This window comes from Pseudoalteromonas sp. SR41-7 (assembly GCF_014163935.1).
GTDB classification, from domain to species: Bacteria; Pseudomonadota; Gammaproteobacteria; order Enterobacterales; family Alteromonadaceae; genus Pseudoalteromonas; species Pseudoalteromonas distincta.
This window is the reverse complement of record NZ_JACJEF010000002.1, coordinates 195,202-209,130: the sequence shown is the minus strand read 5'-3', so window position 1 is coordinate 209,130 and position 13,929 is coordinate 195,202. Positions and strand designations below refer to the sequence as shown.

Here is a 13,929-nt window from a genome sequence, read left to right as displayed (position 1 = left end):
ATAAAAAGAGTATTCAAATACGAGCAAGCACTGGTTTTTACCTTCTCATTTTCTTCTCTTTCACTTCTCCTTGTGAGTAATATTTTTAAGTACTGTTATTTACAAAGAGGTTTAGAGACGCTGCGGCTTTAACGTGAGCAAGCTCTAAACCCACAACACATCTACTTTTCTCCTGTGGCGATGGGTAATAAATCACTTGCACCCCACTCACTCCACGAACCATCATAAACGCTTAAATTACTGTAACAACATTCAGTAGCAAATAACGCTAAAGCACACGCTGTAATACCTGAGCCACAGCTAAACTGTAACTGCCGCGCATCATCAACCACGTCAATAAATATTGCTTTAATTTCGGCAAGTGGTTTGGCTTCACCTTTATTAAGTAAATCCATAAAAGGCAACGAGCGACTATTTGGGATATGCCCGCTACGCATGCCTTTTCGGGGTTCACTTTCTTCGCCTGTAAAACGCTTATAAGCACGTGCATCTAGCAATACAATGCTGGGCTCATCAATTGCGTCAACCACTTGTTGGCTATTGATAAAATACTCAGGATTATAGCTTGCCGTAAAATCACCTTTACCTAACGATTTACTATAACCTTGCTGTGTGGCGTAACCACTCTCTAACCACTTTTTAAGGCCACCACTGAGTACTTTTACGTTGTGATGCCCCATAGCTTTAAACATCCACCACGCCCTTGCTGCGCTAAATAAACCGCCATCTTCGTATACAACTATGAACGAATCGTTATTTACGCCTGCATTTTGCATAACATGAGTAAATTGCTGCTCGCTGCATACCGTACTTGGTAAGGGGTTAGATCTATCGGCCAACTCATTTTTTATGTCAAAACGTTTAGCGTTGGGCAGCATTGCTTGTGGCGAATAAGTACCCAAAACACCTGGGCGCAGCATACCTGCATCAAATATCACTAATGCAGGATTATTAATTTGCTCGTGTAATTGCTGACAGCTAATTAGGTTTTTCACTACGATTCCTTATCACCATGATATTTAGCAAACTCATCATTACCCGTAAAACGCGCTTCAATCGCTTTAATGTGTTTATCTTCAGTGTGTTTCCAAACGCCAGGAATACAATATACATGTTCAATAAAGCTAAAAAACTTATCCTTTAATAATGTATTTGGTTGCCAGCCCTGCATTACTTCGTTCAGATTTGCTGCAAGCTGCTCTGCAGTGCTCGCATGCTTTACCAAACCCTCAATGTTGTAACAGGCTTGTCCAAGAGTTAAAACTCGTTTATTTAGCAGTAATGCTTCTAAGCCGACCGTTGAATTAATCGTTAATACGGCTTCTGCGCACTTAATCAAATCACTCGTTTGATTTCCATTAGCAAAAATTGCAATCGGATCTTTTTCATAAAGATGAGCGTAATGTTTATGCCACGACGGATGCTCTTTAAAAACCACTTTTAAACTTGGATCATTTAAGCTTTTGACGGCTTTAATCACCTCGTCGTAAAACATGTCCATAGAGTTTATCCACGGAGAAAAGCTAGCTAATTGAGTATCGTGAGGTACTTGAAAAGGCGCAAATATATAGCGTTCTGGCACATCGGCGCACTCAAATTCACAGCGCTTTTTATGATCAGCTCTTGGAATTAAATCCGGCGCAGAAAAGTTTAACTTATTTTGTGGGTCAAAATTTAGGTAAAAAGAAGGGTCACGGCTTAACGACGCATTATAGTTAATACCATTAGGGTCTAAACTGCTTGTACCGGGTAGTAAACCATTTTCATAATAAAACTGCTTTACACCTAATGCTTTTGCAGCCATAGCAACGGTTGTATTTGGAAGTTTATTGCCGTTCCAAATGACAATGTATTCAGGATTAGTCTCGGTTAATAAGGCTAAATACTTGGCGTATCGTAATCGTTCAAATAAAACTAAACCAGCACTATAAACCGCAGTAACGATAGAATTATTCCAAGTTGTATTACGTGCTCTTTTACGTTTTAGTTGAGAGTTGACTGCACCAGTAAAATTAACTTGGAACGCATCTTTTAAATATTTCACAGCAGAAAGTTTAGGCGCTCCCATGATGTGTAATTGGCAATTCATCGACAATTTTTTGATTATTTTTTTATAGTATTTTGCGTGTACATTTTTGCGAGAAATAAATAGATAAGCCATACAAGCTATATTTGCCAATTGTTGTTTTTATGAAATAATTCTATGTGGACAATGCAATCAAAGCAAGGTTCCCTTTACTTAATAATTACTTTGAAAGCTTTATAGTTACATTTTTATAATTTCACCACGAAGTGGCGCCATTCTAGAAAGAATATCGTTTTGTAAGCTATGGCTAACATCTTGCTCATTCATTGCATTTATAAGCAAATCAACAACATGATTAAAATCTTTCTCTGTAATATGCATACCAGTATGAATTGCCACCATAGAGTCGCCATCGTATGTACACGGGCCCTCTACTAACATGCACATATGATTAATAAATCCTTGGCGGAAATGCGCTATATTACTGTGTTCAAAGTAATGAATTATCTGCTCGTCATTGCCTATTTGATAGATAAAGCTATCAACAATTCTGCCTATCCCCGCTTTACCATCCAGCTTTTGATAAAGTGAGAGCTTAGTAGAATTTGCACACCCACTAAGCAACCCTAAAAAAATCAAAAAAATACCAACGCTTTTCATTACCAATACCCTGTTACCGATAAATACCAACCTGTTTGATCGTCAGCCCCTGCAATGCTTCCTAAATCAAGGTAAGCCGCAGTCACACTCACATACTTGTTAGGCATCCACGCTACAAATAAGTCTTTCCAATCTTGTTCGCCTAAGTTTAAGTTATTTGATTTTTGACGATACTCAACACCTACGGCTATTTCGCGACTAAAAAATAGTGCTGTGCTGCCTTCAAATAATACTTTTCCGCTAGTATTTTCTCCACCGTAACCAAGTAGACCAAGTTGATTAGCTTCGCTGTATCGTGTAGTTACGTTCCAAAACCAGTTATAACCAGCAATGGCCCCTAAATGTAATTTACTAGCAGCGAGGTAGTAGTCAGTGCCGCTAGTATCTTCTGCGCCTACAAGTGTTGCAATACTGCCATCATCCAGTGATTTATGCTGAATACCTAAGCTAAGTTGTGGCCAATCACTGTAAACAATATCACCATATAAACGTATTTTAGCACCTGTAATTGATTGCTCTATTTCAGCATCAAGTGCTGGTACATCAAAGCGCTGTTGGGCATAACTAAGCTCAACACGATTAAATAAATTAAGTTGTGCACCACATACGTCAAGTGTGTAGTCGGTTACATCTGCGCGACTACAAAAGCCATTTACCGAAAATTCATCATCACTTGCGTACCCAGCAAGTTGTGCCCACGGTACAATCCCCCCGCCGCCACTGCCTTCAATTTGAGAAACTCCCGGCGTAGCTAGCAGTTTTCCATTGCTTGCAATGCTCGGCACACTAACTATTAAAAACAAACTTGCTAATAAGTATTTAATTTTTTGCATAGTATTCCTCCAGCCATTCTTCTAATAGTTCTGCTTTTAAAGGCCGACTTAAGTAATAGCCTTGTGCATGGTCGCACTGCATGCCTCTAAGTAAATTTAATGAGCCAAGCGTTTCAACCCCTTCAGCTACAACCGAGAAACCTAGCTGATGTCCCAACGTAATTGATGATTGCACTATAAATTGATCTTTTTGCGATTCATCAAGTTTTAGGATAAAGCACTTATCTAGCTTAAGCTCATCAATAGGCAGCATTTTTAATCTACCAAGTGATGTTTGCCCTACACCATAATCATCTAATGATATTTTAACGCCAATTGCCTTTAGGTTTTCGAGCGCTTTAATACCTTTTTCTTCGTTTTCGATCATATCGCGCTCAGTAAGCTCAATAGTGATCAGCTTAGAATCTAATTTGTACTTTTTAAGCGTGCGAACTAATGCAGCGTGAAAGCCCGGAAATGCTATGTCTTGCGCTGATACATTTATTGCAGCCTGTAAGTTTATATTTTTAGACTGCCAATCAGCTACTTGTGCTACAACCGTATGAACAACCCACCCAGTAAGCTCAACAATAAGCCCCGACTGCTCGGCTAAGTCAATAAACAGTTCAGGATTAACCCAGCTACCATCTTTTCGCTGCCAGCGAATAAGCGACTCAACTTTATCTATTTTTTGCGATTTCAAATGTAATTTTGGCTGATAAGTCATAAACAATTGACCATCGTCATCACTAATAGCCTGCTTTAGTTCATCAAGCATTATTAAGCGCTCTAAGTGCGCTTCGTCTTCGCCATTTTGATAGTAATGTATGCTCTCTTGTGTGTTTGCAGCACTTTCAACTGCAATTAGCACACGGCGCATTAAGTCATCACTTGCAATACCTTGTGTAGGATACTGCACAATGCCTGCACTAAAGCGTAAGTTAATTTTTAGTTTTTGAATGGTGTAGCACGCTTGTAATTGTGCCATTAAGCCAACAATACCGCTTTTGTGTTCACGCGCTGCCGCAGTCGGAAACACAGTTAAAAACTCATCGCCGCCAATACGGGCATGAAAGCCCCCTAACTCATCCGAAAACTCACTTATTCTGCAAGCAACGGCCTTTAGGCAGTCATCACCAATGCGCGGACCGAGCTTATCGTTTATATGGCGAAGACCTTTTATGTCTATTGCAACGAGCGTGTACTCGGCTGATGAATCTAACTCATCATCAAGCACCTCAAGCATTGCTGAGCGGTTATAAAAGCCTGTTAGGGAGTCGTGACGGGCTTGAAAGCTAATTTGTTGCTCGCGCTGATTAATATCATTACCCATGCTATCAAACGCTGCGACTAGCGTGTCTATTTCGGTACTTTGCCTTTGGCCTTTAAATTCAAAAGCATAATTCCCTTGTGCAAATTGCCTTGCTATTACAGCTAGTTGAGTAAGTGGCGTAGTTAAATTATTTGCAAATATGCTGCTTGTAATAACACCTACAAACATAGTTAAAATAGCTAAAATAATAAGTGTAAAAAGCAGTTTTTCGAAATCACTATAACTTTGTGTTAAATCGGCACTCAGCAAAATAATTATGGGATGGGTCAACAACGATGGTAAATCTATTTCTCGGTTACGAAACACTAAATACTCACCAAAAAACCGCGATGTGGTTACGGTACTAAAATAGCTAACAGGTTCAAATTGCTCAGGACGATTAGCTAATGAGCTAATAACAATATCGTCAGCACTGCCTATAAAACTTACATCCATGCCTGTTAAGCTTTTTAGTTCATGGGCTACATTGTCGTCAATTTTAAAGCCCACCAAACTATAGGCTACTGTACGTGGCGCTTTTACAGGTAATAAAATAATTTGATACAGCTCGTTATTAAGCACCACAAAACTAGACTCTTCTGGCGCACTTAAAAGCTCTTCCATCAAGGGCTTTAAGTTGTGTGCAAAAACGTCTTCGTCAGTATTGGCGGAAATTAGCTTACCCGATAAATCAAGTAACAACATTAATTCGGCATCAATACGCTGACTGTGATTAAACAACACGCTGCTGATTGTACCTGCATCTCGCGTTGCTACAGCTTGCTTAAAACCAAAATCGGAGGTGAGTACTTTTGCAGCGGTTAACAGTAGGCTTTCTTTTGACTTTAAATATTGCTTATAAACATTTTGCGCTACGGTAATATCTTGATTTACTTTTTCTTCTTGAAATTTACTCGTAGACCACCAAAAACTAAACAAGCTGACCATAGTGGTTAATAACACTAAGCCAACACATAAAATGGTTATGCGATTTCGTAAACTATTAGTCATTACCAGCCTTAAACTTACTACCAAAGGTATTTCTGGGTGCTGGAGTTGATGTGTTTACTGTTATCTGTAACTGTTTTTGAGAATTAATTGTTATCATTTTTTTATTCTCCAATGGTGCTGTTTGTAATGGATGCCACACACTCACTTGTGCAGGCAGTGTATTAATAGGCAAATTTACATAGCCTTTTTTATCTGTTTTATATACGAATTCGCTGTTAGCTACATAAATATAGCCAACCATAGAGTCATGTATATTACACCCCAAAACAACAACCCCTTGTTGCTCAAACGTAATGGGCTCTTTTGGTTGGCCTGAATATAATCTTAGTTGAAAAGGCTTAGCTTGTGAAAAAGAATAAACATGATGGCGAATATTATCGCTGTTAGGAAAGTTAACTTTTTGACCCTGTTGTACAACTAATAATTCGGGTAAAAACTGCTTATGGACTTGATCCATTATAGCAATGGGCAAATTTGATGGTGTGGCTTGTTTACCAGCAATATTAAGCTCAACCACAGCACCTGATAACTTTTGGCCGTGTTGATCTTCTATTACTAATTCAACATTTGCACTTAAAGCAAACTGACTAAAAAACAAACCTATAGCTAAAAAGTAATGACTTTTAGCAAACTTTTGCAATGCCCGTTCAAACATAACAATACCTAAACATTAATGTTAGGTTAAGTTAATTAGAGACGAGCACTAATTGCAAGAATTATAGCCCAGTAACTAAAAATAAAGATTTATTTACTGGCTTTATTAGCACTTAAGTGCTGTTATTTAACAATTAATCCGTAATCGTTATCTAAAATAGTAATAACTTCTTGGCGAGGATCTTCAGGGATCACGGTATCTCTGCCAACAATTTTACTCGCTATGCCAACATAGGTATTTGACACTTCAAGCATTACTGATTCTGGTAAAATATAATCTTTAGCTAACTGCTCACGCTCACTCATGCGATCTTTATTTAATAATACGTCGCTCTCTGGCACGTTATTAATCAGTAATTGACGAAAGCCTTCTTTAGAATTTTCAACAATTTTACCGTCTTTGTAAGCGGCTTCATCCCAAATACGTGACGAATCAGGCGTGCCTACTTCATCAATATATATAAGCTGTTGCGCGCCATTTAAATCCTCTACATAACCAAACTCAAATTTAGTATCTACAAAAATTTGGTCAAGCTTCGCTAGTTCATCACTAATTAATTTAAAACCTTCAACTAACAGTTTTTCGTATTTGGTTACATCATCTGCCGATTTAAAGTTAAATACATCTAAGTTATTAGTAATATTAGCGCGAGTAATATTTACATCATCAACAGGCGGAATATCAGCAACGCCTTCAATAATACCTTTTGTTGACGGCGTAATTAAAACGTTATCAAGCTTTTGGTTCGCTTTTAAACCCTCTGGTAATTCAATACCACAAAAGTTACGTATGCCTTTAGCGTAATCGCGCCACATGCTACCCGTAATATATTGGCGAGCAATTGCCTCTACCTTCACTGTACTGGCTTTACGTACAATCCACACATACGGATGCGGAATATCTACAATATGATTGCCCGCAAGACCCGCTTTATCAAATAACTTAAACCAATGGGCTGCCACTGAGTTTAGCGCTATACCTTTACCTGGTACGCCATTTAAACCGTTTTCGCCCTGCCAAATGCAATCAAATGCAGAAATTCGGTCTGAAATAACCATAATCGCAAGCTCAGTACCTGTCGGTACTTGGTAGCTTTTGTCTTTGATTAATCGAGCGCTGTCTTCATCAGTTAACCAATAAACTGAACGAACTTTACCGCTGTGTACTTCACCTTTGGTACGAATGGGTAAATCATCGTTTACGTCTAAAACTTTATAGCTAGTCATGCTATCTCCGGGGTTAGGGATGCTCTTTGAGCAAAGTATGGTATGGGGTTATATGGGCTGTATAATAATCTAGCCAACCTCAAAGCTCAATCGGATGCTTAAAACAAATAAAGGCATATATTTATAAGCGAGTCGCAATGGGGTAAACTTAATGTGCCAACCAGCCTGAGGAGATAGCTTGAACTACTTAACTGCCACTAAAAATAAAAAATACTTGATGTATATCTCTCAAAATTATTCGTACGCTATCTTGAGACCTTTGCAGGCGCAAATATTGGCACATGGTGGTGAAGTACGCTGGTTTTTAGCGGGTAGCGAAGTAAACCCTGATTTTTTAACCACAGACGAGCCACGTTTACATACCATAAAAGATGTAAAAAGCTGGGCTCCAAACATTACATTTATACCGGGTAATATAGTACCTAGCTTTATTCCAGGTAAAAAAGTAGCTGTATTTCATGGTTTTAATTCTGAAAAGCGCAGCTCTGAAGGTAATCGTGGTCATTTTACTATTCGTGGTTGTTACGATTTATATTGTACGCAAGGCCCAAATACAACAACCCGATTTAAAGAGCTAGCTAAGCAGCATGGTTTCTTTAAAGTAACTGAAACTGGCTGGCCAACACTCGATCCACTTTTTAGTAATACTTCAAATAATCCTTATGTAAGCGACGACCCTCGCCCTACTTTACTTATATGCTCTACTTTCTCACGAAAGCTATCACTTGCTCCTAAATTATATGAGCAAATAAAACATTTTAGTGAACAAGGTAAGTGGCGTATTTTGATGCAGTTTCATCCTAAAATGCCTGCCGAATGGGTTAATAAATATAAAGCGCTGAGTAACGAAAATCTAACATTTATTGAAACCGATAACGTTTTACCGTTATTGCAAGCTGCTGATGTTATGCTGTGCGATACATCGTCAGTTCTTTTAATGTTTTTACTACTACGTAAACCGGTAGTCACGTTTTGTAATCAAAAACCACTTCCTCATTTACTTGATATTACCGACGCAGATGAAGTAGAAGCAGCTATTGAACACGCGCTTACTAAACCTAGTGATTTAATGCAAAATATTGAAAGCTATTGCCAGGAACTTCATCCGTATACCGATGGCCAATCTAGCCAACGCGTATTAAATGCAGCTAATGAATTTTTACAAAGTAACGAAAAACTAAAACCCAAGCCATTAAATATAATAAGACAGCTAAAAATGCGTAAAGATCTAAACTACTGGGGTTGGTAATCTGATAATGATAAACCTGAAAAACGTAACTTTTAAGTGGCATAAAAGCGATAGCTCACCCACGCTCAACATAAAAGAGTTAGTTATAGAAAAAGGTGAGCATATTTTTTTACACGGTCCTAGTGGCTCAGGTAAATCGACCTTATTAGCGATTCTTGCTGGCATTAATACAGCCACTAGCGGTGAAGTGTTAATTCTAAATAAAAACCTCAGTACACTAAGTAATACTACCCGTGATGCGTTTAGAGCGGATCACATTGGCTACATTTTTCAAAATTTTAACCTGCTTCCTTATTTAACTCCTATTGAAAATATAACGCTTGGGTGTGAGTTTTCAAAAAGCCGAAAACAAAAAATTTTAAAGCAATCATCAAATAAAAACTCTGCCTTACAAAAAGAAGCGATACGGTTATTAAATGCTTTAGGGCTTACACCGCAGTATCACCATAAAGATGTAGCGACACTGAGTATTGGACAGCAACAGCGCGTTGCTGCCGCTCGCGCATTTATAGGCAGCCCTGAATTAATAATTGCTGATGAGCCCACATCTGCACTCGATACAAATAACCGTGAAAGCTTTATAAAGCTACTGTTTGAGCAGGCAAAGCTATCTGATAGTACGTTGGTATTTGTGAGCCACGATGAAACATTAAAGCCTTTATTTAACCGCTCCATTGACCTTATAAATTTGCAGGGGCAGGTATGATCATCGCTAAACTTGCTTACAAAAGCTTATTAAATCGCCGCGCAAGTGTACTGCTTACATTATTTACTATCGCAATTAGTGTAATGCTACTTTTGAGTATTGAACGCGTACGAATTGATGCTAAAAGTAGTTTTAGTAATACTATTTCGGGCACTGATTTAATTGTTGGTGCGCGTACCGGCGATATACAGTTGCTGCTTTCGTCAGTATTTAGAATTGGCCATACTAATAACGGCGTAAGTTGGAAAAGTTATCAATACATAACAAGTCAGCGAGGCGTAAAATGGAGCATACCTATAAGCCTAGGCGACAGCCATAAAGGCCAAGCGGTACTAGGCACAACACTTGATTACTTTAGCCATTATCGCTTTGCAAAAAAACAAAACCTAACCTTTAACAAAGGCCACCCTTTTACCGCGATTAACGAAGTAGTGCTAGGTAGTGAAGTCGCTAATAAATTAGGTTATAAACTTAACGACTCTATTGTTATATCGCACGGCATGGGGAACACGAGTTTTCATCATCATGACGATAACCCATTTAAAGTCGTCGGCATTTTAAACCCAACAGGCACGCCAGTTGATAAAACGCTGCACATTCCTTTGGCTGCAATCGATTTAATTCACGGCGGTAAAGCGAGCCATGAGCATGAGCATGAGCATGACGAACATAACAACCTAGTTGGTCACCCTAAGCAAATTACAGCATTTTTAATGGGATTTAATTCGCCTTTGTACACATTACAAATTAGGCGCAATATAAATCAATATAAGCCAGAAGCCCTGCTTGGCATTATGCCAACCGTAACACTTAAAGAGTTATGGGAAATGCTCGCCATAGTAGAAAAAATACTATTACTATTCTCAGCTGTTGTCGTGTTAGTTAGCTTACTTGGTATGTTAACGACATTGCTTGCAAATCTGAGCCAGCGACGTCGCGAACTTGCTATATTGCGCTCAGTAGGCGCTCGCCCTTGGCATTTATTTACACTTATAAGTATTGAGTCATTACTGACAACTTTACTTGGTTGCCTAGTGGGTAGTGCGCTTTACTATTTAGTTATTTTTTCAGCCAGCGGTTACTTACAAAGCCATGCCGGTATAAGCGTAAATATCACAATGCTCTCTTACTATGAACTGGGCTTAATCGGGGTTATTATGGCCGCAGGTTTTGTTATTGGCTTAATACCCGCTACTCGCGCTTATTTTTATTCACTCAGCGATGGCATGAGTATAAAAGCATAATTTTTAGGTATTTTATGACATTTTTTAAAACAGCTTTTCAATACATTGCTGCTATTAGCTTATTATTTATAAGCGTAGCGAGCTATGCCAATCCACCAAAAGAAATTTTTTGGGAAGACTTAATTCCCAAAGGTCATATGCAAATAGACACTCAAGCACAAGCTAATCACGAAGGCAGCGATCAAAACTGGGTGCAACCCGATTTAGATGCTCCAGTGGTAAAAGCGCTTGATGGTCAATCGGTAAGTTTGCCAGGTTTTGTTGTGCCACTTGAGGGCGATAGCGAAGTCATTACTGAGTTTTTACTCGTGCCTTATTTTGGCGCCTGTATACACGTACCACCACCACCGCCAAATCAAATAGTCCATGTAACGATTAAAGGTGGTGTGCCTATAGATAGTCTGTACGACGCAATCGTTGTAACCGGAATAATAAGCACAGAAACATGGTCGGGCGAAATCGCGCAGGTAGGATATAAAATGAAGGCAGTCGGTGTAGCACCGTTCGAGCTTTAAAATAAAGGGCCCGCTTTTAAAGCTGGCCCCTTAAATCTCATTAAATTTAGAGTCAGTAAAATTCAAATAACTACTTTTGGCAATTTGAGCAAAAAATAGTACTGCGTTGCCCTAATCTAATTTCTTCTAATTCGTTTTCGCACGTCATACATGGCTTACCTTTGCGCCCATATACTAATAACTCTTGGGCAAAATACCCAGGCTTACCATCACTTTGTGCAAAGTCTTTAAGCGTTGTACCACCTTGTGTAATAGCCGCCGCAAGCGTGTCTTTTATAATAGGGATAAGTGCTTGATAACGTTTGAGCGATACTTTTCCCGCTTCTCGCTTTGGATGTATACCCGCTTTAAATAACGATTCATTCGCGTAAATATTACCAACACCAACCACCACTGCGTTATTCATAATAAATTGCTTTACGGGTACTTTTTTATTGCGCGATTGTTCGTACACGCGTTTAGCAAAAAAATCATCGGTAAGCGGCTCAGGACCAAGCTTAGAGAGTAGCTTATGCACTTCACCGGGCTCTTGCCATAAGCAACAACCAAAACGACGAGGATCGTTTAAGCGCAGCGCTTTACCGTTGCCAAAAATAAACTCTACATGGTCATGCTTTTTAAGCGGCTCACTTTTATCTACTACACGCAAATTACCTGACATACCCAAATGTAAAATAGTGCTCCCAAGCTCACAATGTAAAAGTAAATATTTAGCTCGTCGCTCAATACTTGTAACAATTAGCCCTTCAAGTTGATACACATCATCGGGCACTGGCCAGCGCATACTGGCATTGTAAATATTTACCTTTGTAACAACTTGGTTTTGTACGTGGGGAGTGATACCCATTCGGCTCACTTCTACCTCTGGTAATTCAGGCATTAATTAGACTCACTTTGTGAAAAATCAAAACTAGGGAATAACTGCTGAGCAGTTTTTAAATCGAGTGCGAGTATTCGCTGGCTTCTCTTTTCGAGTAAATAATATTGTCCATCGCCTTTGTAGAGCAAATAAACCCACGGCATACTTTCGCCAGCCAACTCAAATGTAGCAACGTATAAAGGTGCATTAGGATTAAAAACAACAGACTCATTAACCCCCATTAGCGCCGCGCTTTGCCATTGGTTAACTAAATCACTAAGCTGCTGCTCAGAAGCTTTCCACACGAGCGGTATATCTTTTTGTAGTGGTGTTGTACGCCAACTTGTTCCTATTCGCTCAATTTTTTGATCAACAAATTGCAGTGTAAGTACAAAACTTTGCTGGGGGAGTACAGCTTGTAACGCTGGTTTATCCTCCCCTCCTAAAAATTGCTTATGCCAGCCATTTAAAAAGAAGATCATAATCAACATCGAAAATATTATAACGTTGTTCCAACCTTTACGGCCCAGTCGCATATAAATACACCTAATAAATTCAAGATTTTAAAGTGTAACTAAAACTTAATTGCGCTGTCTATATGTTAAAGGCCGCAGACTTTGTTAGAATATCGGCAAATTTAAAGGAGTTCCGTCAATGTCTATGTATGTAGTGGGCCATAAAATCCCAGATTCAGATTCTATTTGTGGTGCAATTGCACTGGCTTATTTAAAAAACCAAATTGATGAGCCAGCAATTCCAACTCGTCTTGGTGAAGTTTCACCTGAAACTCAATTTATCCTTGATAGATTTGGTTTTGAAGCACCAGAGCTTAAGTTAAGCTACGCTGGTGAAGATGTGTATATTGTAGATCACACAGAAAAAACACAAGCACCTGATGATATCGACCAAGCTCGCGTTGTTGGTGTGGTAGATCACCATAAATTAGGTGACTTAACATCATCGACTCCGCTTGAATGTTGGATTCGTCCTGTTGGTTGTTCAAACACCATTATTAAAATGATGTATGACTTCTACAACGTAGAAATCCCTAAAGACATCGCTGGTATCATGATGTGTGCAATTTTAAGCGACACAGTTATATTTAAATCGCCAACATGTACCACAGCCGATATTAAATGTGTTGAAGCGCTAGCTGAAATTGCAGGCATCGAAGACTTTAAAGAACTTGGTATGGATATGTTCCGCGTTAAATCTGCGGTAGAAGACACACCAGCACGTGATTTAGTAATGCGTGACTTTAAAGATTTCAACATGAACGGTAACCTAGTAGGCATTGGCCAGCTAGAAGTAATCGACCTTGCTGTTTTTGACGATATTAAAGCAGACCTTGCAGCCGATATTGCTAAGCTAAAAGTTGAGGGCAACCGCCACTCTGTATTTTTACTGCTTACCGATATAATGAAAGAAGGCTCAGAAATGCTAATTGTATCTGACGATGCAAACTTAGTTGAGCAGGCTTACGGTGTAAAACCAGAGAATGATAAAGTATGGTTAGATGGTGTACTGAGCCGTAAAAAGCAAGTAGTACCACCACTACAAGATGCATTCACAAAAATCTAATGATACCAATTTTATTAAAAACATGATTATTTCATAGCATTAAATAAATCACTAATTTAATGCTATTGGTATA

At 38.9% G+C, this 13,929-nt stretch carries 14 protein-coding genes; 5 read left to right on the top strand and 9 right to left on the bottom strand.

The features are described from left to right. Positions 1–161: 161 nt before the first annotated feature. The 7 genes from H5092_RS03670 to H5092_RS03640 form a co-directional block, all read right to left on the bottom strand. Positions 162–995: a sulfurtransferase gene (locus tag H5092_RS03670; protein ID WP_182732921.1), complete on the bottom strand. Its 834-nt coding sequence runs from the start codon at positions 993–995 to the stop codon at positions 162–164. Then, a complete protein-coding gene (locus H5092_RS03665) occupies positions 995–2,161 on the bottom strand; it encodes a capsular biosynthesis protein (protein ID WP_182732920.1) in 1,167 nt (388 codons plus the stop codon). The genes H5092_RS03670 and H5092_RS03665 overlap by 1 nt, the downstream gene beginning before the upstream one ends. A 105-nt stretch (positions 2,162–2,266) precedes the next feature. Then, positions 2,267–2,686, bottom strand: a complete 420-nt coding sequence (locus H5092_RS03660; protein WP_182732919.1) for a group 1 truncated hemoglobin — start codon at positions 2,684–2,686, stop codon at positions 2,267–2,269. Further along, entirely contained in the window at positions 2,686–3,519 is an 834-nt protein-coding gene (locus tag H5092_RS03655; protein ID WP_182732918.1) for a DUF3034 family protein, read from the bottom strand. Before H5092_RS03655 ends, H5092_RS03660 begins: the two co-directional genes overlap by 1 nt. Beyond that, positions 3,506–5,821 (bottom strand): EAL domain-containing protein, encoded by a 2,316-nt coding sequence (locus tag H5092_RS03650; RefSeq protein ID WP_182732917.1) that lies wholly within the window; start codon positions 5,819–5,821, stop codon positions 3,506–3,508. Before H5092_RS03650 ends, H5092_RS03655 begins: the two co-directional genes overlap by 14 nt. After that, the gene (locus tag H5092_RS03645) at positions 5,814–6,476 is read right to left on the bottom strand and encodes a methylamine utilization protein (RefSeq protein ID WP_182194018.1); all 663 of its coding nucleotides are present in this window, start codon (positions 6,474–6,476) and stop codon (positions 5,814–5,816) included. Before H5092_RS03645 ends, H5092_RS03650 begins: the two co-directional genes overlap by 8 nt. 122 nt (positions 6,477–6,598) lie before the next feature. Further along, positions 6,599–7,702, bottom strand: coding sequence for a phosphoribosylaminoimidazolesuccinocarboxamide synthase (locus H5092_RS03640; RefSeq protein ID WP_182732916.1), 1,104 nt, complete (start codon positions 7,700–7,702; stop codon positions 6,599–6,601). Positions 7,703–7,880: 178 nt separating this feature from the next. On the opposite strand from H5092_RS03640, the gene H5092_RS03635 reads away from it, so the two are divergent. Genes H5092_RS03635 through H5092_RS03620 form a run of 4 tightly spaced genes read left to right on the top strand, consistent with a single transcriptional unit; the run spans position 7,881 to position 11,416 of the window. Beyond that, positions 7,881–8,951, top strand: a complete 1,071-nt coding sequence (locus H5092_RS03635; RefSeq protein ID WP_182732915.1) for a CDP-glycerol glycerophosphotransferase family protein — start codon at positions 7,881–7,883, stop codon at positions 8,949–8,951. 7 nt (positions 8,952–8,958) lie between these two features. Next, positions 8,959–9,657 (top strand): ABC transporter ATP-binding protein, encoded by a 699-nt coding sequence (locus H5092_RS03630; protein WP_182732914.1) that lies wholly within the window; start codon positions 8,959–8,961, stop codon positions 9,655–9,657. Then, a complete protein-coding gene (locus H5092_RS03625) occupies positions 9,654–10,901 on the top strand; it encodes an ABC transporter permease (RefSeq protein ID WP_182732913.1) in 1,248 nt (415 codons plus the stop codon). The genes H5092_RS03630 and H5092_RS03625 overlap by 4 nt, the downstream gene beginning before the upstream one ends. A gap of 14 nt (positions 10,902–10,915) precedes the next feature. Continuing rightward, positions 10,916–11,416 carry a DUF3299 domain-containing protein gene (locus tag H5092_RS03620; protein ID WP_004335523.1) on the top strand — a complete coding sequence of 167 codons (501 nt, stop codon included), beginning with the start codon at positions 10,916–10,918 and terminating at the stop codon, positions 11,414–11,416. Positions 11,417–11,486: 70 nt separating this feature from the next. Here the strand turns inward: H5092_RS03620 and mutM are convergent, their stop codons facing one another. Together mutM and H5092_RS03610 are read right to left on the bottom strand one after the other, a co-directional pair. Then, positions 11,487–12,296 carry a bifunctional DNA-formamidopyrimidine glycosylase/DNA-(apurinic or apyrimidinic site) lyase gene (gene mutM, locus H5092_RS03615; RefSeq protein WP_182732912.1) on the bottom strand — a complete coding sequence of 270 codons (810 nt, stop codon included), beginning with the start codon at positions 12,294–12,296 and terminating at the stop codon, positions 11,487–11,489. Then, entirely contained in the window at positions 12,296–12,811 is a 516-nt protein-coding gene (locus tag H5092_RS03610) for a hypothetical protein (protein WP_004335529.1), read from the bottom strand. The genes mutM and H5092_RS03610 overlap by 1 nt, the downstream gene beginning before the upstream one ends. Positions 12,812–12,929: 118 nt before the next feature. Here H5092_RS03610 and H5092_RS03605 point away from each other — a divergent pair, with 118 nt between their 5' ends. After that, positions 12,930–13,856, top strand: coding sequence for a manganese-dependent inorganic pyrophosphatase (locus tag H5092_RS03605; protein WP_004335532.1), 927 nt, complete (start codon positions 12,930–12,932; stop codon positions 13,854–13,856). The last annotated feature ends 73 nt before the right edge of the window (positions 13,857–13,929 follow it).

What these genes read in the sequence shown, in the direction of transcription:
- H5092_RS03665 (WP_182732920.1), bottom strand. Translation starts at nt 2,161, where the DNA reads ATGGCTTATCTATTTATTTCTCGCAAAAATGTACACGCAAAATACTAT.
- H5092_RS03660 (WP_182732919.1), bottom strand. Translation starts at nt 2,686, where the DNA reads ATGAAAAGCGTTGGTATTTTTTTGATTTTTTTAGGGTTGCTTAGTGGG.
- H5092_RS03655 (WP_182732918.1), bottom strand. Translation starts at nt 3,519, where the DNA reads ATGCAAAAAATTAAATACTTATTAGCAAGTTTGTTTTTAATAGTTAGT.
- H5092_RS03650 (WP_182732917.1), bottom strand. Translation starts at nt 5,821, where the DNA reads ATGACTAATAGTTTACGAAATCGCATAACCATTTTATGTGTTGGCTTA.
- H5092_RS03645 (WP_182194018.1), bottom strand. Translation starts at nt 6,476, where the DNA reads ATGTTTGAACGGGCATTGCAAAAGTTTGCTAAAAGTCATTACTTTTTA.
- H5092_RS03640 (WP_182732916.1), bottom strand. Translation starts at nt 7,702, where the DNA reads ATGACTAGCTATAAAGTTTTAGACGTAAACGATGATTTACCCATTCGT.
- H5092_RS03630 (WP_182732914.1), top strand. Translation starts at nt 8,959, where the DNA reads ATGATAAACCTGAAAAACGTAACTTTTAAGTGGCATAAAAGCGATAGC.
- H5092_RS03625 (WP_182732913.1), top strand. Translation starts at nt 9,654, where the DNA reads ATGATCATCGCTAAACTTGCTTACAAAAGCTTATTAAATCGCCGCGCA.
- H5092_RS03620 (WP_004335523.1), top strand. Translation starts at nt 10,916, where the DNA reads ATGACATTTTTTAAAACAGCTTTTCAATACATTGCTGCTATTAGCTTA.
- mutM (WP_182732912.1), bottom strand. Translation starts at nt 12,296, where the DNA reads ATGCCTGAATTACCAGAGGTAGAAGTGAGCCGAATGGGTATCACTCCC.
- H5092_RS03610 (WP_004335529.1), bottom strand. Translation starts at nt 12,811, where the DNA reads ATGCGACTGGGCCGTAAAGGTTGGAACAACGTTATAATATTTTCGATG.
- H5092_RS03605 (WP_004335532.1), top strand. Translation starts at nt 12,930, where the DNA reads ATGTCTATGTATGTAGTGGGCCATAAAATCCCAGATTCAGATTCTATT.